This window comes from Glaesserella sp. (genome assembly GCF_041814905.1).
GTDB lineage: Bacteria > Pseudomonadota > Gammaproteobacteria > Enterobacterales > Pasteurellaceae > Glaesserella.
The window spans coordinates 12501-39438 of sequence record NZ_JBGXYA010000045.1; the positions used below are offsets into that span (position 1 = coordinate 12501).

The following is a 26938-nucleotide window of genomic DNA, read 5'->3' on the forward strand; positions in this document are numbered from 1 at the left end:
GTAAAGGAAAAAATTATGACTATTGAAATTCTTGTTCCAGATCTTCCTGAATCCGTTGCCGACGCGACTGTTGCAACTTGGCATAAAAAAGCGGGTGATACGGTTAAACGTGATGAGGTCATCGTTGAGATTGAAACAGATAAAGTGGTTCTTGAAGTGCCAGCAACCAGTGATGGTGTTATTGCTGAAGTTTTACAAGAAGAGGGAGCGACCGTCGTCAGTAAACAAATTTTAGGGGTACTGTCTACTGCTCAAGCTGGTGATTTCAGCAAAGCAACGATTACTCCGGCAAACGAAGCGACACCGGCTGATCGCCAAACCGCTTCGCTCGAACCGGATAACAGTGCGGCTGATGTACTAAGCCCGGGAGTTCGTCGTTTACTTGCTGAACACGGCTTAAATGCGAGTGAAATTAAAGGTTCCGGTGTTGGCGGACGTTTAACCCGTGAAGACGTAGAAGTGGCAATCGCTAAACAAAAAGCCAAAGAAGTGAAAAAAGCAGCCGCCAATGTAGAAAATACAATCAGTACCGTAGCCTACTCTTCCCGTAGCGAAAAACGCGTGCCGATGACTCGCTTACGCAAACGTATTGCAGAGCGCTTGTTAGAAGCTAAAAATACCACGGCAATGTTAACGACATTCAACGAAGTGGATATGAAACCTATCATGGATTTACGCAAACAATACGGCGATAAATTCGAAAAACAACACGGTGTACGTTTAGGCTTTATGTCGTTCTATATTAAAGCAGTGGTTGAAGCGCTAAAACGTTATCCGGAAGTCAATGCATCGATTGACGGCGACAATGTGGTTTACCATAACTATTTTGATGTGAGCATTGCCGTTTCCACCCCTCGCGGCTTAGTCACGCCGGTATTACGCGATTGCGATAAATTAAGCATGGCAGATATCGAAAAAGCGATCAAAGCCCTAGCGGAAAAAGGTCGTGACGGCAAATTGACGGTTGAAGATTTAACAGGCGGAAACTTCACTATCACTAACGGCGGGGTGTTCGGCTCGTTGATGTCAACGCCAATTATCAACCCACCGCAAAGTGCGATTTTAGGCATGCATGCCATTAAAGATCGCCCTGTAGCCGTTGATGGTCAAGTGGTTATCCACCCGATGATGTATCTTGCTCTTTCCTACGATCATCGTTTAATCGACGGACGAGAGTCAGTGGGATTTTTAGTAGCTATCAAAGATTTGTTAGAAGATCCGACAAGATTGCTATTGGAAATCTAATGCACCGCTCCTCCCGTTAAAAAGGGAGGAGTAGCCTAATACAAGCGGTCGTTTTTTTGCTGAAATTTGCAAATTTAAGGAGTTAATTATGAATGTTCTAGATATTTTTCTCCCAATGCTGAGTTTCGGTATCATGTTATTTACCATTTTCTATTTGAAAAAAACCAGAAGATGGTTTATTGCACCGGTAATAGGCTTAGGCATATTTTATTTTTGGACGTACTTTTTACATCAGCCGACACACTTTGACCGAGGCAGTATCATCATTGCGATCATGCATTTGTCTGCTGTCGGTATTGTCTTGTTGATCAGTGTCATTCGGTTAATTTATTATGCATTTGGTTCCCAAAAAGAGGAATAAAAATACATTAATCAAAGAATAAGTCACAGAAATAGTAATAACGTATTGCAATAGTAAAAATGTAGTCGATCTTATCCGTATTATTTTTTAGCCTGTAAATTGACCCTTCTGTTAAATACAGAGACTTCTTGAGGAAATAAAATGAATCTACACGAGTATCAAGGCAAACAAATTTTTGCCAAATATAAACTCCCTGTAAGCCAAGGCATTGCCTGCAAAACAGCAGATGAAGCCGTTGAAGCGATTAATAAATTAAATGGTGGCGCTTGGGCAATTAAATGCCAAGTACACGCGGGAGGACGCGGTAAAGCAGGCGGTGTGAAATTAGTGCGTAACGAAGCGGAAGTGCGTGAATTTGCAGACAAATGGCTCGGCAAACGCTTGGTGACCTTCCAAACTGACGCAAATGGTCAACCGGTTAATACACTCTATGTCGAAGAGACGGCAAATATCGCTCGTGAACTCTATTTAGGGGCAGTGGTCGATCGTTCATCACAAAAAATCGTATTTATGGCATCTCAAGCAGGTGGTATGAATATTGAAGACGTTGCCCACGAAACGCCTGAATTAATTCATAAAGCAACAATTGATCCGCTAACCGGCGGTATGCCGTATCAGGCTCGTGAATTAGCTTTCAAACTGAATTTAGAAGGCGATCAAATCAAACAATTCTCTTTTATCTTTACTCAACTAGCTAAATTATTCGTTGAAAAGGATCTTTCCTTATTGGAAATCAACCCACTGGTTGTAACTAAAGAGGGCAATATTCTTTGTTTAGATGCAAAATTAGTGGTGGACAGTAATGCTCTTTATCGTCAACCCGAACTGCTTGCAATGCAAGATCCAAGCCAAGATGACCCGCGCGAAGCATTAGCGGAATCGCACCAGCTTAACTATGTTGCATTAGACGGTGATATCGGTTGTATGGTAAACGGTGCCGGACTGGCAATGGGAACAATGGATATTGTTAAACTGCACGGTGGCTTCCCGGCAAATTTCCTTGATGTTGGCGGCGGAGCAACGAAAGAACGTGTTGCAGAGGCATTCAAAATTATCTTATCCGACAAAGCGGTAAAAGCAGTATTAGTGAACATTTTCGGTGGTATCGTACGCTGTGACTTAATTGCTGAAGGGATTATTGCAGCCGTAAATGAAGTCGGAGTAAATGTCCCTGTCGTTGTTCGTTTAGAAGGTAATAACGCAGAACTTGGTCGTGAGATCTTAGCTAACAGCGGATTAAACTTAATTGCCGCAAAAACGTTAACCGATGCCGCACAACAAGTTGTCAAAGCAGCAAAAGACAACGCTTAGGAGGAAAGAATGTCTATTTTAATCAATAAGGATACTAAAGTTATTTGCCAAGGTTTCACGGGCGGACAAGGCACTTTCCACTCACAACAAGCATTAGATTACGGTACAAAATTAGTTGGCGGAGTTTCGCCGGGTAAAGGGGGCACTATTCACTTAGGTTTGCCTGTTTTTAACACAGTGCGTGAAGCCGTAGAAGCTACGGGGGCTACGGCAACAGTTATCTATGTACCGGCACCGGGTTGTAAAGATGCGATTTTAGAAGCAATTGATGCCGGTATTCAACTTGTGATCTGTATCACCGAAGGCATTCCAACTTTAGATATGCTACAAGTGAAACAACGTCTGAACCAAACAGGCGTACGAATGATTGGACCGAACTGCCCGGGCGTGATTACGCCTGATGAATGTAAAATCGGTATTATGCCGGGCAATATCCACAAAAAAGGTAAGATCGGCATTGTTTCTCGTTCAGGGACATTAACTTACGAAGCGGTAAAACAGACTACGGATGAAGGCTTTGGTCAGTCGACTTGTGTCGGTATCGGTGGTGATCCTATCCCGGGCTCAAACTTTATCGACATATTAAAATTGTTCCAAGATGATCCGGAAACTGAAGCGATTGTTATGATTGGCGAAATCGGCGGTTCTGCGGAAGAAGAAGCTGCAGCCTTTATTAAACAATATGTCAAAAAACCAGTCGTTAGCTACATTGCCGGTGTCACAGCGCCGAAAGGTAAACGGATGGGACATGCTGGTGCAATCATTAGTGGTGGTAAAGGTACCGCAGACGAAAAATTTACAGCACTTGAAGCAGCAGGGGTAAAAACAGTCAGAAGTTTAGCTGATATAGGCTCTGCATTACGTGCAGTTTTAAATAAATAATCACTTCATTTACAATCTTACATATTGAAAATGCTCCATTTTTCTCCAAATGGAGCATTTTTTACGTATTATTTGAGCTTCTTCTACAAAATTTGCACTAATTTATGTTCCTCGGCATTTGTTTTGCTATTATGGTAGCGCTTTATTTGTATATAAATAGAGTTAATTCCTCTCGGAGTTTGTATTTAAATCCTTAGTCTTTAAAAAAGGAACATGTTATGAAAAAAACACTTATTGCATTAGCAACAGCTGCGTTGGCAACAACCTCAGCTCAGGCGTTAACTGTGTATGAAAATGAAGGTACTACAGTCGGTTTTGACGGCTCTTTGCGTTTAATTTTAGAAAATGCGAAAAAAGAGACCAACGGAGTAGGTAACCGTACTCACTCCAATTTGCGTAACGCAGATTCTCGTTTTGGTGTTCGTGTAAACCATGAATTAGACAGCGGTTTATACGCATTAGGACGTTTAGAGTTCCGTTTTGATAGCGATGATAGCCAAGATACTTCAGATTTCGGTGATCTCTATGCAAAACGTGCTTACGTCGGACTAGGGCATAAACAATATGGTGAAGTGACTTTTGGTCGTCAATTAACTATTGCCGATGACATTGGTTTAACAGATGACTATGAATACGGTATTATCCCGGGTTATACCCAAACAGACGGTACTGCCGTTGTACGTTATGACTACAAAGCGATTGAAGGTTTACAATTAGGTGTGAACTATAACTTTGCAGAAAAACGTGATGCAAGCGGAGAAGTGTTAACAAACGAAATTAAAAACGGTTATGGTGCAGGTTTCGTATATGCGACTGATGTAGCTCCGGAACAAAGATTCATGATTGAATCTGCTTATACCCGTAATAATTATGCAACTCACACAAATTCAAAACACTATGCTGACGGTGTAGAATTAGGTGTTGGTTACCGTATCGGTGCATTAACATTAGTCGCTGACTTAGGCTACGGCAATGAAAAATTAGGTGGCGCTAAAGCACGCGGTTACTTCGTATCTCCGGGCGTACAATATCAAGTGACTCCAAACATTCGTGTTTACGGTAACTACTTATACGAACACAATAAATTCACTGGCAATATCAATAGTGATGATTTAGTAGAAGGTTCAAGCTTTGCTAAAGTTGAAAATGATACCGGTGCTGCAAAAGAAAAATCTCACGGCGGTTTAGTCGGTGTGGATTATAAAGTGCACAAACAAGTTGTAACATTTGTGGAAGCGAAATATGTTCGCACAAAAGGTTACGATTCAAACGATGACTATACAGCTAAAATTACCGATAAAGCAATCGGTGTTGGTATGCGCGTATACTGGTAAGCTGAAATTGACGATTTCAAAAACCGAGGGGCCCCCTCGGTTTTTTATTTTTGCAAAATAATCCTTAAAACTCACCGCTTGTATTGATGAATAAAAAACAAAAACGGTGCTTATTTCTAAGCACCGCCTTTCTATTTAAGATTTAAGGAAACTCAAACTTTATAGTTTCGGACCAGCCGCCACTAATGCTTTACCTTCATCATTGGTTGCATATTTCTCAAAGTTTTTCACGAAACGGCTTGCCAAATCTTCCGCTTTAGCTTGCCATTGTGCTTTATCCGCATAAGTATCACGCGGATCTAAGATTGCAGGATCAACACCCGGTAATGCTTTAGGAATCGACAAATCAAAAATTGGTAATTTACTCATTTCGGCATTTTCGATTGAACCATCTAAGATTGCATCAATAATACCGCGAGTATCTTTGATTGAAATACGTTTACCCGTACCGTTCCAGCCTGTATTAACCAAATATGCTTCCGCACCGGCAGCTTCCATACGTTTTACCAATACTTCCGCATATTTAGTCGGGTGTAATGATAAGAATGCAGCACCGAAGCAGGCTGAGAATGTCGGAGTCGGTTCGGTAATACCGCGCTCTGTACCTGCCAACTTCGCCGTGAAGCCGGATAAGAAGTAATATTTGGTTTGTTCCGGCGTTAATTTAGATACCGGAGGTAATACACCGAATGCATCCGCCGTTAAGAAAATCACTTTCTTCGCATGACCTGCTTTTGATACCGGCTCAACGATGTTTTTGATATGATAAATCGGATAAGAAACACGAGTATTTTCAGTTTTTGAACCGTCATCATAATCCACCGAGCCGTCTGCACGAACCACTACGTTTTCCAATAACGCATCACGTTTAATTGCTCCGTAAATATCCGGTTCGTTTTCAGGTGAAAGTTTGATGGTTTTCGCATAGCAACCACCTTCATAGTTGAATACACCGTCATCATCCCAACCATGTTCATCGTCACCGATTAATTGACGTTTCGGATCGGTTGAAAGCGTCGTTTTACCTGTGCCTGACAAACCGAAGAATACAGCAACATCACCATCTTTGCCTACGTTGGCAGAACAGTGCATAGAAGCAATGCCTTTTAATGGTAACCAATAGTTCATCAATGAGAATAAGCCTTTTTTCATCTCACCGCCGTACCAAGTACCACCGATCAATTGAATCCCTTCGGTTAGGTTGAATGCAACAAAGTTTTCCGAATTCAAACCCTGTTCTTTCCAATTCGGATTCGTCACTTTAGAGCCGTTCATTACCACAAAATCCGGTTTAAAGGTTGCTAATTCAGCTTCTGACGGGCGAATAAACATGTTTTTTACAAAGTGTGCTTGCCACGCAACTTCGGTTACAATACGTACCGCAACGCGACTGTCTTCGTTTGCACCACAGAAGGCATCAATCACGAATAGACGTTTATTGGAAAGTTGATTGGTAACAAGCTCTTTTAAACTTTGCCAAGTAGATTGGTTCATTGGTTTATTATCGTTTTTAACCGCATCAGATGTCCACCAAACGGTATCTTTGGTTTTTTCATCTAATACAAGATATTTATCTTTCGGTGAACGACCGGTAAAAATACCAGTATCTACCGCAACTGCGCCTGACGTTGTTAAAGTGCCTTTTTCAAAGCCTTGTAACCCTGGTTTCATTTCTTCTTCAAAAAGCTGTTCATAACTTGGGTTATAAACAATCTCTTTCACATTAGTGATGCCTAAAAGAGCGAGTTCTTGTTCGATACGATTTAACATAAATTACCTCATCTAACTAAAATATAAAAACTAGGGTTATTATAAAATTCCCGTCTAAAAAAAAATGTTACCTACTTCAAATTTTTGGATATCTGTAAAAATATTTACAATTTTCAATGTTGATTTGCCGATTTCAGGGTAAAATGGCAACATCATTTTTAACGAGAGAACCCCAATGCGATTACTGATTGTCTGTTTAACCATCATTTTAGGATATTTCCAGTATCTGTTTTGGTTTGGACAAAACGGTTGGAGCGATTATCAGGATGCTGAAAAAAACGTCGCCCACTTAAAACAAGAAAATATCAAACTGGAAGCGCGTAATGCGCTTATCAAAGCTGAAATCGATGACCTTAAAAGCGGAGTTAATGCACTGGAAGAGCGCGCCCGCCTTGAACAAGAAATGGTGAAAGAAGATGAGGTCTTTTATCGTATCGTACCGAAAAACTAAGGATGCCCGCCCATGACGCGTAATATTATCGCGGTTATTCCGGCATCCGGCATCGGCAGTCGAATGAACGCTCCGCTACCAAAACAATACCTTAAAATTCACGGCAAAACTATTTTGGAATATACCCTGCAACCTTTTTTGAACCATCCTGCTATCAATAAAATTATCGTAGCGGTTTCAAAGGAGGATCGTTACTATTCGGAACTTACCATTCTGCAGTCAGAGAAAATTGAGCTGGTCTTCGGTGGAAAAACTCGAGCCGATTCGGTGTTCAATGCGTTGCAACAAATTGATGATGATCAAGCTTGGGTTTTGGTACATGACGCAGCCAGACCTTGTATCAAGCGGTCCGATTTGGATAAAATTTTGCAAATCGACGACCCTAACGGGGCAATCTTAGCCACACCCGTGGTCGATACTATGAAACGGGCTAATGGTACGACTATTTCACATACAGAAGATCGTTCAAGCTTATGGCATGCATTAACGCCTCAATTCTTTCCGGTGACATTATTGAAATCAGCATTACAAAACGCATTTGAAAAACAGTTAATTGTCACAGACGAAGCTTCTGCCATGGAGCTTGCCGGATTTCATCCGCAATTAGTTACAGGGCGTAACGATAATTTAAAAGTCACACAACCTGAAGATTTAGCATTAGCTGAATTTTATTTAACGCAAGGAGATAACGAATGATAAGAATCGGGCACGGTTTTGATGTACACGCTTTCAGTGAACAAGGACCGTTAATTATTGGCGGCGTAACCATTCCTTATGAAAAAGGTTTTATCGCTCATTCCGACGGTGATGTGGCGTTGCACGCGCTGACAGACGCGCTACTGGGCGCTGCGGCACTCGGTGATATCGGCAAACTGTTTCCGGATACCGATATGGCATATAAGGGAGCAAACAGCCGCGGACTGTTGATCGAAGCTTACCGTCAAGTGCAAACAACAGGTTATATTGTGGGTAATGTGGATATCACCATTATTGCTCAGGCTCCGAAAATGCGCCCTTATATCGACCAAATGCGCCAAGCGATTGCAGAAGATCTTGGCTGTGAGATTACTCAAGTCAACGTCAAAGCAACCACCACAGAAAAACTCGGTTTTACCGGACGTGGTGAAGGAATTGCGTGTGAAGCGGTCGCATTATTGGTCAAAGCTTAGTATAAAATTACCCGCTTGTTGCATTAACAAGCGGGTATTTTCGTCCAATAATTTGCAAATCTAGGCAATCAATTCAGGATGACTACGCTCCATACGAATTTCAATATAGCTACAACTCGGTTTAATCTTTAAATTCTGTTGCTGTGTAAATTCAATTAATGCATCGTAGAGCTTTCCCGCAATGCCTTTCCCTCTAAATGCCGGATCAACGCCGGTATGGTAAGCATCAATCTTCCGTTCACTTAAATAACGATAATCCAACTCCCCGGCTTGAGTACCATCTTCGTCAATGTAAACAAAACGATGTTGAGCAGTATGATGAATAATAGCCATAACATTCTCCCGTTAAAATAAAGGTGGAATTATAGTATGGGCTTTTAAATGAAATTGAAAGGGAAAACCAAAAGAGAAGTGAAAAATGGTTGCGGGGGCCGGATTTGAACCGACGACCTTCGGGTTATGAGCCCGACGAGCTACCAAGCTGCTCCACCCCGCGTCTGAGGTGGTGAATAATACCGTTAATCCGAACAGATGCAAGAATAAATTGATTCAACATGGTTTACTTGCCTTTATTTAAACCAAATCTCGATTAAAAAATCCAATATCGTTTTATTTTTCAACAGAAATTTTATGTATCGTTTTTAAATGAATTTTGTTAATCTACGCACTTATTTATTCACTCACACTATTTAATTAGGATTCTGCTTTATGTCGTGGAAAGCATATAAAAAATTCGCACTTGTCACCGGAATTGCGCTCATCGTTGCAGGTTGCGGAAGTACATCTAAAACATCAAAACCCACTGCGGGCTATAACCCCGAAACCGCAAAATTAGGTGCGGTATTCAAAGGGAGGCAATTTATTCCGCAATCAATGCCGTTAGTCGGTATTTCTGAAGTTGCGGCAAAAGGTCAAATCGTTAACCCTCGCGATTTCTTACAACAAATTGCTAATGTAAGAAGCTACTCTAATAATCTGACCGGACGTTATGCCGGCACGTACGGAAAAGTGTCCTCTTGGTTATCTTCAGGCGGTAATGTCCAGGATTTAGCGAGATACGGCATTAACCTACGCCAAATGCGCGGCCAAGACGGCTATCAAAACGTGTTAATGACCGGCTACTATATTCCGGTGATTCAAGCACGAATGAATCGCCAAGGTCCCTTTCAGCACCCACTTTATGCAATTCCGCGTGGCAATAAAAAATTCAGTCGGGCTGAAATCTATCGAGGAGCGCTTGCCGGACAAGGCTTAGAACTAGCTTATACTAATTCAATGCTGGAAAACTTTTTAATGGAAGTCCAAGGTAGTGGCTTTGTTGATATCGGCGGTGGTAACTTGCGTCATTTTGCTTACGGCGATAAAAACGGTTACAGCTATACCAGTATCGGACGTTTATTAGTTGAAGACGGCGAAATCCCGAAAGAAAAAATGTCGATTCAAGCAATTCGCGAATGGGCGGCACGCAATCCGGCACGCTTACAATCATTATTGGAACGCAATCGTTCTTTTGTCTATTTCAAACCGGATCATACATTGGATGTGAAAGGTTCTGCCGGGGTTCCGCTCGTTGCTCTTGCCTCCGTTGCTTCCGATAAAAACATTGTGCCGACAGGTAGCGTATTATTGGTCGAAATGCCGATTAACGACCAAAACGGAAACTGGACCGGTAGACATGAATTACGCTTAATGGTTGCGTTAGATGTCGGCGGAGCGGTAAAAGGTCAACATTTTGATCTATACCAAGGTATTGGTCACCAAGCAGGACACAATGCCGGTCATATGAAACATTACGGACGCGTTTGGGTACTCAATTAATTCCCACCTATAACATTTTTTTAATCAATAGCCGTTTCAATCGAAACGGCTATTTTTTATGTAAACCACTGTCATTTTATAGCAAAGTTATGACTATTTCATAGATTATCTTCAGAGATAACCTATACTTCCCTCAAGTCATCTGATACCAACAGCATAAAGAAAAAGATTCCGATCACTCTTTATTTCTGTGCTATCTATATTGGACTCATCTGTTTAATTAGTATATATCAGAGCATCGATATTGAGAGGAGGAATACGACTTACCCATACATATTCCATTGGAAAATGGTAGCACCGGCTACTTATTGTTTTAGGACTTGCTTATAGGACATTAATATGGTCAAAAAACTTTTCTTATTCATGTTGTTATTATTATCTATTCCCATAATAACTTGGCTTATCGGCTATCAATGGGCAGGAGAACAAATTCCTATCATCGACACACCGCTTCTGTTTATCAGTGACATTATCGGTATCCCCAATACCTTCTATATTTGTGTCATATTTATGTTATGGATAATGTGGTTGGCGCGTAAAAAATATTCTTGGCTATTAATTGGAGGAATCTGTGCTTTTTCTGTAATCAGTGTTCACTACTTAAAAGAGACCACTAAAAATATCTTTATGGAACCCCGCCCTTATATAACATATCTACTTCAAGAGGATGCTGAAACATTCTATCAAATTGCGGATGAAGAAGAGCGTCAGCAAATAATTAATTCGTTTATTCGAGAGGGCGAATATAAACCATTCGATGAACATAGGGCGAGAAATCTCGGTTTTAGCTTCCCTTCCGGTCACACCATTTTTATCGACTCTTGGATATTTATCTTCATAGGATTTTTATATGGTAAGCAGCATGGACACCCTCGTAGAAGTAGTATCATTTTTGCTCTTTCCTTTCTCTATATTTCTGCCATATTGATGTCGATTAGTCGTATCCGACTCGGTATGCATTACCCGATCGATGTTGCAGCAAGCACTCTTATCAGCTATCTCTTTCACTTAATCATTTTTGTCGCTATTGTTCCGTTTTTATCAAAATTAAAAATATTTCAATACAAATGGTTTAACATCGCATAAGTGATAAGTGAAAAGACGGATGTAAAAATAGGCACAATGTATTGGCGGTTTGGTGCATAATACATTGTGCCTAAAATTATTCTGACCGACTAACGCTTAATCGGTACCCAAAGTTCCATTTTATAATCCGAGGAACAAACATCTCCCTCAAAATAAGCCTCAAAATCCGGCGTACCTGCGTGTTTATACCCGTGTTCCGGAAAGAATTTCTCTAAAATATATTTCCAACCTGCTTGAATGGATTGCGGGGCAGCACCAATAAGTTCAACGACCACATATTCCGATTCCGGCACACTTAATATTTCCAATCCAAATGACCTTGCCTTATTTTCATCACAAATATCATAACCTGCTAAATATTTAAATGACCCGTGAGAACTCATTTCATAGCACGCTCCGAAAGACTGCCCGCTCCCCATCTCTGCAAAGGTTTCATGCGAACCCATTTCATATAATTGCTGCCAAAGTTTAAAAAAATCGGTTTGCGGTGTTGCTTGAACCATCAAACCTGCGACTTTAAATGCCGGTTTTGTTTCAATACGAATATTCATCTTTTTTCCTCCAGTCACACTGAGTATAAAATTTACCACGGCACAAACTTGAAAATCTGCCCCCTGCTTCACCGCAGAAGGTGTTTGATGATGAAATCGTTTAAAAGCAACACTGAAAGCATCCACCGATTCGTAGCCATATTTAAGCGCAATATCAATCACTTTTTCATCGCTACTACGCAAATCTATCGCTGCGCGAGTGAGCTTCCGTAAACGAATATATTCACCAAGCGGAAAGCCTGCCATAATCGAAAAAACACGACCAAACATGGCTAACGAATAACCGGATAACTTCAAGACGGTTTTTGAATCAATCTCGCTATCCAAATTCGCTTCGATATAATCAATGGTTTTATTAAATGCTTTTAAATTATCCATACCATTTCCCCTGCTATGGTGCTATTTTCACACAATAAAACGCTTCGTACCCGATAGTTTTCGTACCAAAATCCTCGGAGAGATTTGCAAAAAATTGCCGAAATCAGACCGCTTGTAGCGCTTTTAACGCTTTCTGCCGCTCTCTTTTTTTCTTAAAAAAGTCACTGATTTTTTGGCTGCACGCTTCTGCCATCACGCCTCCCCGAATCTGTAGAAAGTGATTCATTTTGTAATCTTCAAAAAGGTGAAAACGGGATCCGACTGCGCCGGTTTTGTAGTCTGACGCCCCGAACACCAATCGTCCGATACGGCTGTGTAAAATCGCACCGGCACACATGGTGCAAGGTTCTAAGGTCACATAAAGCGTTGTATCTAATAGACGATAATTTTGCTGCTGTTGTCCAGCCATTCGGATTGCTTGGATTTCGGCGTGAGCGGTTGGATCGGAAAGTATAATCGAACGATTCCACCCTTCCCCGATAACATTGCCTGTTTTATCGACCAACACCGCCCCGACAGGAATTTCCCCTTCCGCTTCAGCTTTATCGGCAAGAGATAAGGCATATTGCATAAAGTGAAAATCTTGTTCGGTTAGGGTTAAATCGCAATGGGTTTGGGTGGGTTGGATGAACATAATTTTTAACCAGTCTTTATCGGTATTACGTAGCAGTTGCACGAAATAAAATTTGTAGGGGCAAATGACATTTGCCCCAAAACAATTACTGGAATGCCAGGGCGAATGTAATTCGCCCCTACAGTTCACAATATGAAGGAATAGATAAATTATTATCGACGACCACGCTCGTTAAAACGTTTTTCTTTAAAGCCGCCTTCTTTGCGATCTTTAAAGCCGCGTTCTTCACGGCGACCGTCTCTGTTGCCTCGACCTTTACCACGACCACCTTTATCGTCATAAGGGTTGGCATTGGTTGCACTGCCCACCGGACCTAAGAAAGACATCTGCATCGGCTTACTTAATACTCGTGCTTTCTGTGCAAAATGTTGCACTAAATGCTTCGGCATACCTTGTGGTAGCTCAATGGTTGAGTATTTATCGTGCAATTTGATATGCCCAATGTAACGGCTGTTAATATCACCTTCGTTGGCAATCGCTCCGACAATGTGACGTACTTCAACGCCGTCTTCACGTCCAAGTTCGATACGATAGAGATCCATTGCTACACCATTATTGTCACGATGTTCACGACCGCCACCACGACGTTCCGCAGAACGTGGATTTTCACGCCCTTTGCCACGCTCACCACGTACCGGGCGAATTTCAGGATCCGGCGGAAGAATGAGTTTTTGTTTTTCCTGCAATAACATCATCATTGCAGCGGCTAATTCTTCGTGATCTTGGTCTGCAGTGAATAAATCTTCTAACAATTCACGATAAAGTTCTAAATCGTGGTGCTCTAATTGCAATGAAATGCGTGCTTTGAATTTCTCACGGCGTTTTTCCATTAAAATCTCGTGGTTTGGCACCGGCACTTCATCAATCGGTTTTTTGATTAAATGTTCAATATTTTTCAATAAACGACGTTCACGAGGTTCTACAAATAGCAATGCTCGACCTGAACGACCGGCACGACCGGTACGACCGATACGGTGAACATAAGATTCTGCATCAAGCGGAATATCGTAGTTTACGACAAGGCTGATACGATCAATATCAATACCACGCGCTGCGACATCCGTTGCCACAATCACATCCAAGCGACCCGATTTGAGTTTTTCCAATGCTTGCTCACGAGATTGTTGGGTCATATCGCCGTTTAATGCCGCCGCACGATAGCCGTTACGTTCACACAGTTCCGCAATATCAATGGTACCAGTTTTGGTACGGGTAAAGATAATCGCCGCATCAAATTCTTCCACTTCCAAAAAACGCAATAACGCATCATTTTTACGGAAGCCGTTGACTAACCAATAGCTTTGCGCAATATCAGGGGCTGAACGTTGAGTGGCTTGAATTTTTACCTCTTGCGGATCGTTCATAAAACGCTTCGTGATACGACGAATCGGTTCCGGCATAGTCGCTGAGAACAATGCCGTTTGGTGATCTTCAGGCAGTTCCGCCATAACCGTTTCCACGTCTTCGATAAAGCCCATGCGTAACATTTCATCCGCTTCATCCAACACAATCGCTTTCAACATAGAAAGATCTAAGGTGCCGCGACGAATATGGTCAAGAATACGCCCCGGCGTTCCCACCACAACCTGCGCCCCATTTTTCAAGGCACGAATTTGAATATCATAACGCTGACCGCCGTAAATCGTGACCGTGCGAATGCCTTTCATATTTTTGCTGAACTGCTCGCAAGCATCCGCTACTTGAATCGCTAATTCACGGGTCGGCGCCATCACCAACATTTGCGGGTGGCGTTGATCCGGATCGATTTGCGCTAATAAAGGTAAAGAGAATGCCGCTGTTTTACCACTCCCTGTTTGTGCCATACCTAACACATCACGACCGTTTAACAGGTGCGGTATACAGGCTTGCTGAATTGGAGACGGAGTCACGTAGCCCATCTCAGTCACAGCGTTAAGGATAGATTGTGGTAAGCCTAAATCGGCGAAAGTTAAAGTTGTTTCAGTCATAAAATTCCAAAATTGGTTATTTTAGGGAATGCGTTTTTCCACAAAAACTGATCCCCCTCTTTAGCAAAGAGGGGTTAGGGGAGATTTGATAGAATAAATAACAAAGTGAGAGAGTAAATAGTCAGAACAATGTCATAAACATTTTTCCCTTATTTTCTTCGCTTCATCTACTGCCAAATCTCCCCCTGCCCCTCTTTGCTAAAGAGGGGAGCGGATCAATCCAACATTTCACTAAAAAATAAAAATTATATTGTTGAGCTTTATAGGTAAGAAAAATAAATAGAAAGCAAATCAATGCTTTATATAACTTGTTACACGGTGTAAGCGGTCTGATTTGCAAAATTTTTTGCAAAACGTACCGCTTGATCGTCCTAATTCTTCCCAACAACGGGATCTGTTTGTGTTTGTTTCGCTCTTAATTGAGCTAATTCAAACAACGCAAAACGATACTCAACAAAGTTATACACCTGATTTGCAATAGCGAGACGGAAAAGGCTGATAGCCTCTTCGGTTTGATTCATTTTGAGTGTTTGTTTTGCAAGATAAAAATAAGTTTCGGTTAAAATTTCTGCATAAGCTACTGTATTTGGTTCAGCTTGCGCATTCATTTTTAAACGAAGTTGTTCAAGAGTAAAATCACCAAGGAAGTAAGAAACAATGTTTGTTCCCCAAAAATCTTTTGATAAGCTCTTTGAGCGTTTAACCAAATTATTTTTTGCTTCATTCGGATTCAATTCTAACTCATTAAAATAAAGCCATAAAACGCGATACGGATCGGTTTTATCTGCTTCATAAAAGTGTAATAAATCACGTTCAGCTTCTGAATAGCGACCACTATAATAGAATGCTAAGCCACGATTTAAACGGGTATAGTCATAATTCGGATCAAGTTCTAATACGGCATTAAAGGCATCAACCGAACTGTCATAATCATCTTCAAGCAGTAAATATAACCCTAAATAGTTATAGGCTGCTGCCATTTTAGGACTTAACTCAACGGTTTGCGTAAAGTCATAACGCGCTAATGACCATAATCCTAAGCTGTCATAAATAACACCTCTTTCAAAAAGTAATTCCGCACGTTCCGCTTGGCTTAATTTTGCTTCCTGCAACACTTGTGACAAACGAACAACCATCACTTCCTGCTCAAAACGTAGTTGCGGATTAAGTTCTGCCAAAGGTAATTTGGTTGGCGCAATGATATCTGACACACGATTCATACAGCCTGTCAAAAATAAAACGGCCAATAAATTAAGCAAATAAAAACGAACGTTAAATGACTTAAAAAATCGAGGCATTAATAAAACCTTAGGATTTAAAGATATGCCCCTTCTTTTCGGGAAGGGACGTCAATAGTACTACTCGGCTGATTCTTCTACAACGTCGGATTCTTCCGCAACTTGAGAAGTACCGTTAAGCTCTTTCATCGTAAGACGGATACGACCTTGACGATCGATTTCAACGACTTTGACTTGAACTTCTTGTCCGACAGATAAGTAATCCGCGACACGTTCTACACGAGCGTCAGTGATTTGAGAAATATGCACTAAACCTTCTTTTCCACCAAGGATAGAGACGAATGCACCGAAATCCACTACACGGGTTACTTTACCTTTGTAGATCGCATTGACTTCGACTTCTGCAACGATCTCTTCGATACGTTCCATCACACGTTTTGCTGCGTTGTTATCTGTTGCTGCAATTTTCACAGTACCGTCATCATCAATATCGATTGATGTACCGGTTTCTTCGGTTAGCGCACGAATTGTCGCACCGCCTTTACCGATCACATCTTTGATTTTCTTCGGATCGATCTTCATCGTATGAATACGAGGTGCAAAGTCAGAAATTTCTGAACGCGGTGCAGGGATCGCTTGTTCCATCACGCCTAAAATGTGCATACGGGCACCTTTCGCTTGATTTAATGCGATACGCATAATTTCAGGGGTAATCCCTTCAATTTTGATGTCCATTTGCAATGCAGTCACACCTTCACGCGTACCAGCCACTTTAAAGTCCATATCACCTAAGTGGTCTTCATCACCTAAGATGTCTGAAAGTACCACAAATTTCTCTTCTTCTTTCACTAAGCCCATTGCGATACCTGCGACCGCTGCTTTGATCGGCACACCGGCATCCATTAACGCAAGAGAAGCTCCACACACAGAAGCCATTGAAGAAGAACCGTTTGACTCGGTAATTTCAGAAACCACACGCACCACATACGGGAACTCTTCTGCGGTCGGCATTACTGCTAACACACCACGTTTCGCTAAGCGACCGTGACCGATTTCACGACGTTTTGGCGAGCCGATACGACCTGTTTCACCCACTGAATACGGAGGGAAATTATAGTGGAATAAGAAGCGGTCTGATTTTTCGCCTGTTAATTCATCAATGATTTGTGCATCACGTTCTGTACCTAATGTCGCAACCGCTAACGCCTGTGTTTCGCCACGGGTAAACAACGCTGAACCGTGTGTACGTGGTAAAACGCCTGTGCAAATATCTAATGCACGAACGGTATCCACAGTACGACCGTCAATGCGCGGTTCGCCTGCAATAATACGGCTACGCACGATTTGGCTCTCTAATGCGGTAATAATATCTACAATCTTACCGCTTGAAACGGTTTCATCTTCTGCGGTTAATTGAGCGATAACTTCAGCTTTAATTACGTCAATTTGTTCGTAACGTGCTTGTTTTTCAGTGATACGATAAGCATCGCCGATACGTGCTTCTGCTAAAGCTTTAACTTTATTGATTAAATCTGTATTTGGCTCTGGTGCAACCCAATCCCAACGCGGTTTGCCCGCTTCTTTCACAAATTCTTTGATGTTTTCAATCACGACTTGTTGTTGCTCGTGACCGAATACCACCGCAGCTAACATTTGTTCTTCCGTTAAGATGTCTGCTTCAGACTCAACCATTAATACTGCTTTGTCTGTACCTGCAACGACTAAATCTAAACGGCTTAAACGCTGTTCTGACATGGTTGGGTTAAGGACGAATTGGTTATCAATAAAACCAACACGCGCTGCACCGATCGGACCATTGAAAGGCACGCCAGATAAAGATAATGCTGCTGAAGCACCGATCATCGCCACTAAATCTGGGCTGATTTGTGGGTTAACAGAAACCACTGTTGCAATAACTTGAATTTCGTTGAAGAAACCTTCAGGGAAAAGTGGACGAACCGGGCGGTCGATTAAACGCGCAATTAAGGTTTCGCCTTCAGAAGGACGGCCCTCACGTTTGAAGAAACCGCCAGGGATTCGACCTGCCGCATAAGTACGCTCTTGATAATCTACAGTTAACGGGAAGAAGTCTTGACCTTCTTTCACATCTTTTTTCGCCACCACAGTCACGAAAACAGTGGTGTCATCCATGCTTGCCATTACAGCTGCTGTCGCTTGACGAGCGATTGCGCCTGTTTCTAGTGTAACGGTGTGTTGACCGTATTTGAATTGTTTAACGATTGGAGTCATCTATTGATTTCCTTTTGAATTTTTAATGTTTATTGTAGTTTTACTTCTTAAAAATTGCGACTAGCAAAAATCATCTCAATTAAGATAACTTTTGATAGCCGCCTTCTGATAGCTAGAAATAAAACTGATGTATTATACAGAAAAATCCACTAGAAATCGTTAATTATTTGTATTTTGCATTAATTTACGTAATTATTTGATTTTTCAGCTATAAAACCTTTTTATCTCCTGTTCGTATAAATAAACATTCATCGGATTAGTTGGATGCAAGCGGTGTTTTTCGCCCGATTTTTTGCAAAATCAGATAATATCTACCTTATTTTTAATATGGGTATTTGTGAGAACATTAGATAAATCAGCATAAGTATAACCCTTATAAATATTATTTATGCCACACATTTTCCATCTAATTGAATCCGCTTATTATGGAAAGCATGGAGGGTGCAACGATGTCCGACACTAATGATGATGCTGTTTGGTAGGCGATCTTTTACGATCTGATATAGCACTGCTTCTGTCGGTTCATCGAGCGCTGAGGTTGTTTCATCTAAGAAAATGAATTCCGGCTTTAAAAGCAAAATGCGTACAAAGGCAACACGCTGTAATTCACCCGGTGATAAGGTGGCTTGCCAATCATTATCAAAATCCAATGAAGCAATATATTTTTCCAAGCAACACTGTTTCATTGCTTCAATAATTTGCTGATCGCTTGCGTCGATATGCGGGTAACAAATCGCTTCACGTAATGTTCCTTGCGGCATATAAGGACGTTGCGGTAAAAATAACGGCTGTTCTAAACACGGGCGTTTTGCCGTTCCGAAAGTCTCAAACGGATAAATTCCCGCCAACGTTTTAAGTAGCGTTGTTTTACCGGTTCCTGATGCACCTTGAATTAACAGTGAATCTCCGTTTTCCAATTCAATATTAATGTCTTGCATCAAAATTTTGCCCTGCCCGTCTTTGATACCAAAATCTTTCAAGATCATACCTTCACTACAAGGATAAGGCTGATGTATCGGAGTATTGTCCAATTTATCCAAAGTGGTAAAAAAGCCATAAAGACGGTTTAAGCGTGCCTGATAAAGTGTAAAATCATCATAAAACAGGCGAAAAAAAGATAACGCACGCATTAGTCGGTTAAATGCTTGCACGGTTTGATGCATATCGCCTAAAGTAACCTGTCCGGCAAAAAAACGTTGCGATTGCAACATGAGCGGTAAGATCATTGCAATTTGGGTAACGCCGGTATTAAAGCCGTCCAGCCCCAACATTTTATGTACGATTTTCCAGCGGTTATCAATCATTACCGCAAATTTTTCCCGCAGGTTTTTACGTTCATTACTCTCTCCCGAATAGAATGCGATACTTTCCGCATTATCACGCACACGAATTAATGAGTAACGATAATCCCCCTGTAATTTCTCTTTATTGAAATTAAGGCGAATCAGCGGACGACCGATAATGACTGAAAACACCGTAGCCAGAATAATAAAAAGGTAAATAAAGAAAACCATTCCTTTTGGAATATCAATCCCAAATAAGGTTAAAATCCCGGCTAATGCCCAAAGTAACACGGTAAATTCAACAATAGATACAACCGCATTCACCACACCTCGAATCGCATCCACTGTGCCGTGAACAAATTCGGTGGCATCTTGTTCGATACGTTGGTCGATATTATCCGGTAACTCTTTTTCGTATTTGACCAAATAATAGTTTTTATTGGCAAGCCAACGGTTCAGCATTTCGCTGTTCAGCTTTTCAAGCCATTTAATTTCAAACGCCTGCTGTAAGAAATAATTGACGATTGCATGGATGATTTTCACAATCACCAACATTAAATTGATTAAAGCGAAAAACCAAAAAGCCTCGGCATTTTTGTTCTGCAAAGCGCTATACAGACCATTATAAAAATGCGTATTCAGTACGCTGATACGGACTTCCAGCAAAATCATCAGCAATAACAAGAGTACCAAAAAGAGGGGTTTAGCGCGATTTGACTTGCGCCATACCGGTTTTGTGATATGCCAAAATTTTTGTCCGAATGACGTTTTTCCAATCAACCAACTTGCAGTGAACAACCCAATAGACACTGCGACCAATGCAATAATCAACCACGGGAAAGTATTATTTAATTCAACTTGCCATTTTTCCATAATTTACCAGAACAGCGAGAAGGTAAGAGACAAAACAAGCGGTCTGTTTTTGCAAATTTTTTACCAAAACAGACCGCTTGTAAGATTAGAATTCGACTTTAGCCGTCAATAAGAACTCGCGTCCATAACCTAACGAAACCGGAATCAAGTTACCTGTTGCGTTACCGGATGTGGATTGGAAGTAGGTTTTATCGCTTAAGTTCTTTGCATTGAATTGCAAGCCGACGTTTTTACCAGAGATTTTGGTGTCAAACGCGATGAAAGCGTCATACACCACTGCATGCGGAATTTTGTAGGATTGTAAATAGTCCGAAGTATAGGCATACCACGAGCCGAGGTATCTCGCTCCGCCTCCGACACGGAATTTACCGAAACCGACATTACCGAGATCGTAACTTAAGAACAACGCTGCTTGATGTCGCGGCACTCCGCTTAATTGCAAGCCGATAGCCTCAGGATAAAGATCGTTGCTCAATGACTTTACTTTAGTAAAAGTATAGGTTGCCGATGCGCTTAATTTTTCCGTAAGGTAACCGTTAATATCCACTTCCACACCGCGTGAACGTTGTTTACCGACAATATTCACTTCCGAATCACCGGTTGTAGCGTTGGTGACGCTTTCCGCCACATTTCGTTTATCAATATTAAACAGAGCTAACGTCGCATTAATGTAAGCGTTTTCAAATTTTGTCCCGACTTCAATTGATTTTCCTTCTTCCGGTTTCAATGAAGAATTAACCGGTGTTGCAATGCTGTATTGTGGTCTGAACGATTCCGAATAATTCGCATATACTGCCCAATTCGGAGTAAATTTATACACAGAGCCTAATTGATAAAGCAATTTGCCTCCATGCTGATCGGTATTGGCGGTTCGGGTTCCGCCTAGAGGATGACGACCGGCATATTGGTCGTAATATTCATATCGCATCCCTCCAGTAACGATTAATTTTTCGGTTAAATAAGCGGTGTCTTGCACAAATACACCGGCTGTTTTCACAAAGTTATATTGGTAGGCATTATTATTGACGTTCGCTTCAACAACTGAAGGGTTAGTATAGATTGGATTATCAATATTAATTACCGATCTGTTACCGCGTGCATTGGTATTATAAATCGGTCCGATGTGGCGATAGTTACGGGTTGCATCCACGCCTATAATAAAGCGGTTGGCAATCTCACCAATCGCAAATTCTCCGACTAAATTAACCGAACCGGTATGAATACGCTGATCACCATTATTTTGCTGTTCAATTAAGCGGGTTGCCGTGCGTGTTGTTGTGTTGATCTGAGTAACGCGTGCTTGGTTATAGCTATATAAAGCGCGAGAATAACCGTAAGCTGCGTTTAATTTCCAGGTATCGCTTAGTTTATGTTCGGCTTTGACTTGAATATTGTCTACTTTACCGATAGTTTCATTGTTCGGTTCGTCCAAACGACGGGTAATCGGGATATCCGGTAATTCTCCCGTTGAAGTTAATAAATAGGCTCCACGATCAAAAGGTTCAACATAATCCAAATGCTCATAGGCAACCAAAACTTGAGTTTTATCATTTTCCCACGAAATAGACGGGGCATAGGTTGTACGTTCGATTTTCCCAAAATTGCGCCAGTAATTTTTATCTTGTTTGTCGTAAATAAAACGATAGGCAAAGCCGTTTCCAAGAGAGCCGGTTGAATCAAACTGTGTTCCCCACGCACTATGATTACCGATAGTACCGCTAATTATGTGTTTGGATTCTTGTTGCGGTTTTTTGGTGATCACGTTAACAATGCCGCCCGGATCTTGAATACCGTAAAGTACGGAAGCCGGTCCTTTTAGCACTTCTATGGTTTCTGTGGTTGCACCAAAGTTGTGCGACGGCCCCGCTTGTATGCCGTTGCGCATAATTGAATTGTCACGATTACCGCCAAAACCACGTTTCTGTATTGCATCAAATACACCACCTAAAGTATTCGCCTGACTTACTCCGCTTACACTGGAAAGCGCATCGGTTAAATTATCCGGTTGACGATCCGAAATGAGTTGTGATGTGACCACATTGACTGTAGTTGGTGTATCAATAATCGGCACATTAACTTTAGATACAGAAGATGTACCTACCGCATGGTAACCGACTTGCTGTAAAGTATCGGCATTCACGTCTACGACAATTTCATCAAGATTATCCGAGTTTGTATTAGCAAAAGTGGTCGTCGGAATAACAAAAAGTGTGGTATAGATTATGTTGTGTTTCAATTTCATATCAAAATCTCGCATTTATTGTTAAATAAAACAATTAAAAACCATTATCATTAACAATGATACTATGATTTTGAGTAAATATACTCTTTATATTTTCTTGATTGGTTATTTTTTGTCTGAATTTGAATAAACTCAATTTGATGACGATTTTTGACAAATAAAAAAAGCCATATCAAAACGATATGGCCCCTCCCTAGGTAACCCCCCTGCTTAGAGTTCAAGTGGTGTTGCGGTTCTTTGAAGAACTTCTAATAATTCACTAATATTTTGTTTACCTTGTGTTTTTAACCATTCACGTGCAGCCTCAACACCTTCTGCTTTATACATATCGGCGCCCCCTGCCCAAGTCGCACGACCACATAATACACCGTTAAATTTGCTACCCGCTTCTTTCGCAAATTCAAGTGTCTGCTGGAATAATTTCGCAGAAACGCCCGCGCTTAAGAAGATAAACGGTAATGATGTTGCATCACTTTGTGCTTTGAATAATGCTTTTGCTTCCGCCTGTGAATATAATACTTCACCGTCGGCAAAACCTTCCACATAGTTCATTACCACCGGTACTTCGACTTTTAACACATCTACGCCAAAACGTTTATCCGCAAAGAACTTCATGGCACCAATGACTTTATGAGCTTTCATTTTCGCATTATAAATTTTATCTTCATTTGAACCGTCATAAGTTAAGATTTCTAAGAATAACGGCAATTGTTCCGCATTACATTCCGCAGCAACCCGTTCAACAAAAGTCGCTTTACGATCATTAATGTCGGAAGGCTCATCTACATCAAAATAGATTAATAGTTTAACCGCTTCCGCACCTTTCTCTTTTAAGCGGTATACAGAAACATCATCAATTAAATCCGGATAACGTCCGACTGCCGTTTTATCATAGCCGGTTTTTTCATAAGCCATTATCAAACCACAATGCTCATCACGTTTCCCTGCTGCAGCCCAGCCGAATTCAGGATCCAGTAAAATAGAAGAGGCATACGGGGTTAATTCTTGTGAGATTAACGTTTTAAATTCACTGACTTGAGTCGGGGTAATATCATCCCCCATCATACGACGTAATGCTCCGCGTTGATCTATTGCCAACGCCGCAATAATGCCGCTTTTTGTACTCAATTTTTTTAAATAATCTTGCTTCGTCATTTTTGTCTCCTGCTATTTACTCATCATCACCTGACACTAGATTCTTAAGTTGTTGACCAACATCGTGAATCTGTTCTTTCGCATTTTCAAGCAAACCGTCTACGCCATCTTCACTTACATAGCTGAGCACCATCGGTAAATTCATGCCACTATATAATCCGGCAAGTTGAGGTAAATAACGCATTGCAACATTACAAGGTGTCCCGCCCATAATATCGCAAAATACCACAATCTCTCCTTCTGCTTGCGCAAGCGCTTGTTCAAATTTAACTTTAAAATCATCAGAACTTTCATGAGGATATAAACATACTGTCTGTGCTTTTGGAATTTCTCCTAGAATCATTTCCGCAGTTTCAAGCAGTCCCTTAGAAAACTCACCATGGCTGATTAAAATTAAGCTCATTGCCGGCTCCTTTATTTTGTTAGTTTTTAAAATTCTGCATCCCACTTACGGGGATTTTTTACAAATTCTTCGTATTGAGTTCTTTATAAATAGGCTTATCACTGAATTTTAATTCCGTAATCTCTACACCTTCTGTTTCAAATACGATAATTTGGTTGTCTCCTTTTTGCAGTATAGGGGCAGGTAAATAGAGGTAGCATGTCGGACCTTCCGACCAATAGCGACCTAAATTTTCACCGTTCACCACAACTACGCCTTTACCAAATAAACGGGTATCAATAAAGGTATCGTTCGGTTCATCATCAATATGTAAGTTAAATTGATAAAACGATGGTAACTGTGGGTCGGCATCTTTATTAAAATCGATGTACGCTAACCGCGAAAAATCTATGGCGTATTGCTGCCAACCGATGTGAAAATGCAGATCTAACACCGCACCTGCCGCAATCCCTTTATGTTGGGTCGGAGCCAGCATTTTTCCGCCATAATTAACTCGCCCCATATTTTCAACAAGCAGATCCAGTTGGAATTCACCGTTTGGAGTTTGAAGCATAATATCTTGCCCTATTTCGTGCTGATATTGCGTCGTAACAAATCGATGGTCATTAAATACCTGTACTCGATCGCGACATTGGAAAATGCGCAATTTAATTTCATCACTGTAAGCGGTTGGTTTTGCTCGATAAAGAACGTATCCGTAGTAATGTCCGAGTTGTTCCATCGTTTGAGTATAAGGGCTATCGTAACGATGACTGATCGTTTCTAAAGTATTAAACAACGAAACTTGGTTTTTCGGCGTTAATGTCGGATAAGTCTTAATTTTCGGTAAAATCGGATCCATTATTGGATTTGCATCCGGATACTGGGACAATAATTTTTGTAATAAGTAATATTTTTCCGAAGGTTCACCCCATTCACGAACAGGCGCATCATAATCATATGAAGTTACCTGCGGTAAATCAGTATCTAAGCGAGCCGAGCAACCGTTCCAAAAGCCGAAATTAGTACCGCCTTGAAACATATAAAAATTGATACTGGCACGGTCCAATAACGCTTTAGCACAATCGACCAAATCCTGAGCATCGCGTTTAATGACCGGTTCTTTCCAACGATTAAACCAGCCATCCCAAAATTCCATACACATCAACGGATAAGATTTGCCGTGTTTTTCAATATAATGCTGTAACTCATCTAAATTTTGATTTGAACGGGAGCCAAAATTCCCTGTCGGCAAAATATCATCCTCAATTAATGTGCCGGCTTCTAACGCATTCTGCCACGCGCCGTCAGATGTAAATAGAGGCACTGTCACACCGTGTTTGCGCATCATCGAACGAATCGCACGTAAATATTCTTTGTCGTTACCAAAAGAACCGTATTCATTTTCGATCTGCATCATTAAAATATTACCGCCCTCGGTAAATTGGTAAGGATTAACTAACGGCAGCAGTTTTGCAAAGTAGCGATCAACCTCCGCTAAAAATGACGGTTCATTTTGACGAAAACGAATATGCGGGTTATTTAACAACCAAGCAGGTAAACCGCCGAATTCCCATTCTGCACAGATATAAGGCGTCGGGCGCAAAATGACATATAAATTAAGATCTTTTGCAATTTGCAAAAATTTGACCAAATCTGACCGCTTGTCAAAGTTGAATTTATTCGGTTCAGGCTGATGCAAATTCCAAGCGACGTAAGTTTCGACCGTGTTACATCCCATTGCTTTAAGGTTATACAGTGTTTTGTACCAATATTCCGGAACAATACGAAAATAATGCACCGCTCCTGAAATAATTTTGAATGGTTTACCATTAAGCAAAAAATCTTTTTCACCGATTTGGAATTGCATAATCTCTCCGATAATTTCGTGTTAATCTGCAAGTTGCTGAATAATATTCAAGATTTCCAGCATCGTTTTACCTTTATAGTCAGCTTGGCTTTGATCAATAGCCATTCGAGTCTCTTCGTAAGCAATCACGGTTAGCCCTGCGGCTTTTGCGGCTCGGATACCATGACTAGAATCTTCAATGGCGACCGCTTCATACCCTTTTATACCAAAGTAAGTTAAGACGGCTTGATAAATTGCAGGATCCGGCTTACTTTTCGGAAATTTTCGACCGCTTAGAATTAAATCAAAATGCTGATGGATATCACAAAGTCCAAGTACTTTTTCTATATGTGTTTGCTCCGATGAAGATGCTACCGCCAATTTAATCCCTTGTTGTTTGGCAAACTGAATAATATCGATAATATCTTTTCTAAAAATCGTTAAATAATTATATTCACCGACACTACTATTATATTCTTGCAATAATTTTTCACCGATTTGTGTTAACGTTAATTCACTCTGACTAAGCGATTTTATCGCTTGATATAAATCATCATAAGAACACCCGATAATCGCAGAATACTGTTCATGAGTAATGTCGTCATCATGTGTTTTGAGCGATTCAATAAATTGTTTTAAAAAGGAAAAGCCTTGATATTCACTATCGACAATCACACCATCCATATCAAATACAATTAATTTCAACATA

Annotated in this window: 23 protein-coding genes and 1 tRNA gene; 10 read left to right on the forward strand and 14 right to left on the reverse strand. The window is 41.0% G+C overall.

Annotation, left to right across the window (positions count from 1 at the left end):
• Positions 1-15 precede the first annotated feature (15 nt).
• The 5 genes from odhB (at position 16) to ACEYJ7_RS06685 (ending at position 5133) form a co-directional block, all read left to right on the forward strand.
• Entirely contained in the window at positions 16-1245 is a 1230-nt protein-coding gene (gene odhB / locus ACEYJ7_RS06665; protein ID WP_373778296.1) for a 2-oxoglutarate dehydrogenase complex dihydrolipoyllysine-residue succinyltransferase, read from the forward strand.
• A gap of 88 nt (positions 1246-1333) precedes the next feature.
• Entirely contained in the window at positions 1334-1606 is a 273-nt protein-coding gene (locus ACEYJ7_RS06670) for a hypothetical protein (RefSeq protein WP_373778297.1), read from the forward strand.
• A 141-nt stretch (positions 1607-1747) separates the two neighbouring features.
• Entirely contained in the window at positions 1748-2917 is a 1170-nt protein-coding gene (sucC, locus tag ACEYJ7_RS06675) for an ADP-forming succinate--CoA ligase subunit beta (protein ID WP_373778298.1), read from the forward strand.
• A gap of 9 nt (positions 2918-2926) precedes the next feature.
• On the forward strand, positions 2927-3799 hold the full coding sequence (gene sucD / locus ACEYJ7_RS06680) for a succinate--CoA ligase subunit alpha (RefSeq protein ID WP_373778299.1): 873 nt from the start codon (positions 2927-2929) through the stop codon (positions 3797-3799).
• Between the two features lie 218 nt (positions 3800-4017).
• Complete coding sequence (locus ACEYJ7_RS06685) at positions 4018-5133, forward strand: porin (RefSeq protein WP_373778300.1); 1116 nt, start codon at positions 4018-4020, stop codon at positions 5131-5133.
• A 159-nt stretch (positions 5134-5292) separates the two neighbouring features.
• Here ACEYJ7_RS06685 and pckA read toward each other — a convergent pair whose 3' ends face one another.
• Entirely contained in the window at positions 5293-6903 is a 1611-nt protein-coding gene (gene pckA, locus ACEYJ7_RS06690; RefSeq protein ID WP_373778301.1) for a phosphoenolpyruvate carboxykinase (ATP), read from the reverse strand.
• Positions 6904-7078: 175 nt separating this feature from the next.
• On the opposite strand from pckA, the gene ftsB reads away from it, so the two are divergent.
• The 3 genes from ftsB to ispF are packed head-to-tail and all read left to right on the forward strand — an operon-like array spanning position 7079 to position 8523.
• Positions 7079-7354 (forward strand): cell division protein FtsB, encoded by a 276-nt coding sequence (gene ftsB / locus ACEYJ7_RS06695; protein ID WP_373778302.1) that lies wholly within the window; start codon positions 7079-7081, stop codon positions 7352-7354.
• Between the two features lie 12 nt (positions 7355-7366).
• The gene (gene ispD, locus ACEYJ7_RS06700) at positions 7367-8050 is read left to right on the forward strand and encodes a 2-C-methyl-D-erythritol 4-phosphate cytidylyltransferase (protein WP_373778303.1); all 684 of its coding nucleotides are present in this window, start codon (positions 7367-7369) and stop codon (positions 8048-8050) included.
• The gene (gene ispF / locus ACEYJ7_RS06705; protein ID WP_373778304.1) at positions 8047-8523 is read left to right on the forward strand and encodes a 2-C-methyl-D-erythritol 2,4-cyclodiphosphate synthase; all 477 of its coding nucleotides are present in this window, start codon (positions 8047-8049) and stop codon (positions 8521-8523) included. Before ispD ends, ispF begins: the two co-directional genes overlap by 4 nt.
• Positions 8524-8583: 60 nt before the next feature.
• Here ispF and ACEYJ7_RS06710 read toward each other — a convergent pair whose 3' ends face one another.
• Both ACEYJ7_RS06710 and ACEYJ7_RS06715 read right to left on the reverse strand, forming a co-directional pair.
• Positions 8584-8856 carry a GNAT family N-acetyltransferase gene (locus ACEYJ7_RS06710; protein ID WP_373778305.1) on the reverse strand — a complete coding sequence of 91 codons (273 nt, stop codon included), beginning with the start codon at positions 8854-8856 and terminating at the stop codon, positions 8584-8586.
• A gap of 86 nt (positions 8857-8942) precedes the next feature.
• Positions 8943-9019 (reverse strand) — tRNA-Met (locus ACEYJ7_RS06715).
• A 212-nt stretch (positions 9020-9231) separates the two neighbouring features.
• Here ACEYJ7_RS06715 and mltA point away from each other — a divergent pair.
• Together mltA and ACEYJ7_RS06725 are read left to right on the forward strand one after the other, a co-directional pair.
• Complete coding sequence (gene mltA / locus ACEYJ7_RS06720; protein WP_373778306.1) at positions 9232-10341, forward strand: murein transglycosylase A; 1110 nt, start codon at positions 9232-9234, stop codon at positions 10339-10341.
• Positions 10342-10680: 339 nt separating this feature from the next.
• On the forward strand, positions 10681-11427 hold the full coding sequence (locus tag ACEYJ7_RS06725; RefSeq protein ID WP_373778307.1) for a phosphatase PAP2 family protein: 747 nt from the start codon (positions 10681-10683) through the stop codon (positions 11425-11427).
• Positions 11428-11516: 89 nt separating this feature from the next.
• On the opposite strand, the gene ACEYJ7_RS06730 is transcribed toward ACEYJ7_RS06725, so the two are convergent.
• From ACEYJ7_RS06730 to ACEYJ7_RS06780, 11 genes are all read right to left on the reverse strand, one after another.
• Complete coding sequence (locus tag ACEYJ7_RS06730) at positions 11517-12356, reverse strand: GyrI-like domain-containing protein (RefSeq protein WP_373778308.1); 840 nt, start codon at positions 12354-12356, stop codon at positions 11517-11519.
• Positions 12357-12459: 103 nt separating this feature from the next.
• On the reverse strand, positions 12460-12990 hold the full coding sequence (gene tadA, locus ACEYJ7_RS06735) for a tRNA adenosine(34) deaminase TadA (RefSeq protein ID WP_373778333.1): 531 nt from the start codon (positions 12988-12990) through the stop codon (positions 12460-12462).
• Positions 12991-13142: 152 nt separating this feature from the next.
• Complete coding sequence (locus ACEYJ7_RS06740) at positions 13143-14957, reverse strand: DEAD/DEAH box helicase (RefSeq protein ID WP_373778309.1); 1815 nt, start codon at positions 14955-14957, stop codon at positions 13143-13145.
• A 371-nt stretch (positions 14958-15328) separates the two neighbouring features.
• Complete coding sequence (gene nlpI / locus ACEYJ7_RS06745; protein WP_373778310.1) at positions 15329-16255, reverse strand: lipoprotein NlpI; 927 nt, start codon at positions 16253-16255, stop codon at positions 15329-15331.
• Positions 16256-16315: 60 nt separating this feature from the next.
• Positions 16316-18445, reverse strand: a complete 2130-nt coding sequence (gene pnp, locus ACEYJ7_RS06750) for a polyribonucleotide nucleotidyltransferase (protein WP_373778311.1) — start codon at positions 18443-18445, stop codon at positions 16316-16318.
• A 386-nt stretch (positions 18446-18831) separates the two neighbouring features.
• Positions 18832-20601, reverse strand: coding sequence for an ABC transporter ATP-binding protein/permease (locus ACEYJ7_RS06755; protein ID WP_373778312.1), 1770 nt, complete (start codon positions 20599-20601; stop codon positions 18832-18834).
• Positions 20602-20686: 85 nt separating this feature from the next.
• Positions 20687-22843 (reverse strand): TonB-dependent siderophore receptor, encoded by a 2157-nt coding sequence (locus ACEYJ7_RS06760; protein WP_373778313.1) that lies wholly within the window; start codon positions 22841-22843, stop codon positions 20687-20689.
• 210 nt (positions 22844-23053) lie between these two features.
• Positions 23054-23998: a tagatose 1,6-diphosphate aldolase gene (locus ACEYJ7_RS06765; protein WP_373778314.1), complete on the reverse strand. Its 945-nt coding sequence runs from the start codon at positions 23996-23998 to the stop codon at positions 23054-23056.
• Positions 23999-24014: 16 nt separating this feature from the next.
• A complete protein-coding gene (locus ACEYJ7_RS06770) occupies positions 24015-24401 on the reverse strand; it encodes a PTS sugar transporter subunit IIA (RefSeq protein WP_373778315.1) in 387 nt (128 codons plus the stop codon).
• 58 nt (positions 24402-24459) lie between these two features.
• Entirely contained in the window at positions 24460-26250 is a 1791-nt protein-coding gene (locus tag ACEYJ7_RS06775) for a beta-galactosidase family protein (RefSeq protein WP_373778316.1), read from the reverse strand.
• Between the two features lie 21 nt (positions 26251-26271).
• Entirely contained in the window at positions 26272-26937 is a 666-nt protein-coding gene (locus ACEYJ7_RS06780) for an HAD family hydrolase (RefSeq protein ID WP_373778317.1), read from the reverse strand.
• Position 26938: the final 1 nt, after the last annotated feature.

Coding starts and splice junctions, on each gene's coding strand:
- ACEYJ7_RS06760 (WP_373778313.1), bottom strand. CDS start 22,843: ATGAAATTGAAACACAACATAATCTATACCACACTTTTTGTTATTCCG.
- mltA (WP_373778306.1), top strand. CDS start 9,232: ATGTCGTGGAAAGCATATAAAAAATTCGCACTTGTCACCGGAATTGCG.
- ftsB (WP_373778302.1), top strand. CDS start 7,079: ATGCGATTACTGATTGTCTGTTTAACCATCATTTTAGGATATTTCCAG.
- ACEYJ7_RS06755 (WP_373778312.1), bottom strand. CDS start 20,601: ATGGAAAAATGGCAAGTTGAATTAAATAATACTTTCCCGTGGTTGATT.
- ACEYJ7_RS06775 (WP_373778316.1), bottom strand. CDS start 26,250: ATGCAATTCCAAATCGGTGAAAAAGATTTTTTGCTTAATGGTAAACCA.
- odhB (WP_373778296.1), top strand. CDS start 16: ATGACTATTGAAATTCTTGTTCCAGATCTTCCTGAATCCGTTGCCGAC.
- ACEYJ7_RS06730 (WP_373778308.1), bottom strand. CDS start 12,356: ATGGATAATTTAAAAGCATTTAATAAAACCATTGATTATATCGAAGCG.
- pckA (WP_373778301.1), bottom strand. CDS start 6,903: ATGTTAAATCGTATCGAACAAGAACTCGCTCTTTTAGGCATCACTAAT.
- ACEYJ7_RS06685 (WP_373778300.1), top strand. CDS start 4,018: ATGAAAAAAACACTTATTGCATTAGCAACAGCTGCGTTGGCAACAACC.
- ACEYJ7_RS06765 (WP_373778314.1), bottom strand. CDS start 23,998: ATGACGAAGCAAGATTATTTAAAAAAATTGAGTACAAAAAGCGGCATT.
- ispF (WP_373778304.1), top strand. CDS start 8,047: ATGATAAGAATCGGGCACGGTTTTGATGTACACGCTTTCAGTGAACAA.
- ACEYJ7_RS06740 (WP_373778309.1), bottom strand. CDS start 14,957: ATGACTGAAACAACTTTAACTTTCGCCGATTTAGGCTTACCACAATCT.
- ACEYJ7_RS06725 (WP_373778307.1), top strand. CDS start 10,681: ATGGTCAAAAAACTTTTCTTATTCATGTTGTTATTATTATCTATTCCC.
- ACEYJ7_RS06780 (WP_373778317.1), bottom strand. CDS start 26,937: ATGTTGAAATTAATTGTATTTGATATGGATGGTGTGATTGTCGATAGT.
- ACEYJ7_RS06710 (WP_373778305.1), bottom strand. CDS start 8,856: ATGGCTATTATTCATCATACTGCTCAACATCGTTTTGTTTACATTGAC.
- ACEYJ7_RS06670 (WP_373778297.1), top strand. CDS start 1,334: ATGAATGTTCTAGATATTTTTCTCCCAATGCTGAGTTTCGGTATCATG.
- nlpI (WP_373778310.1), bottom strand. CDS start 16,255: ATGCCTCGATTTTTTAAGTCATTTAACGTTCGTTTTTATTTGCTTAAT.
- pnp (WP_373778311.1), bottom strand. CDS start 18,445: ATGACTCCAATCGTTAAACAATTCAAATACGGTCAACACACCGTTACA.
- sucD (WP_373778299.1), top strand. CDS start 2,927: ATGTCTATTTTAATCAATAAGGATACTAAAGTTATTTGCCAAGGTTTC.
- sucC (WP_373778298.1), top strand. CDS start 1,748: ATGAATCTACACGAGTATCAAGGCAAACAAATTTTTGCCAAATATAAA.
- ispD (WP_373778303.1), top strand. CDS start 7,367: ATGACGCGTAATATTATCGCGGTTATTCCGGCATCCGGCATCGGCAGT.
- ACEYJ7_RS06770 (WP_373778315.1), bottom strand. CDS start 24,401: ATGAGCTTAATTTTAATCAGCCATGGTGAGTTTTCTAAGGGACTGCTT.
- tadA (WP_373778333.1), bottom strand. CDS start 12,990: ATGTTCATCCAACCCACCCAAACCCATTGCGATTTAACCCTAACCGAA.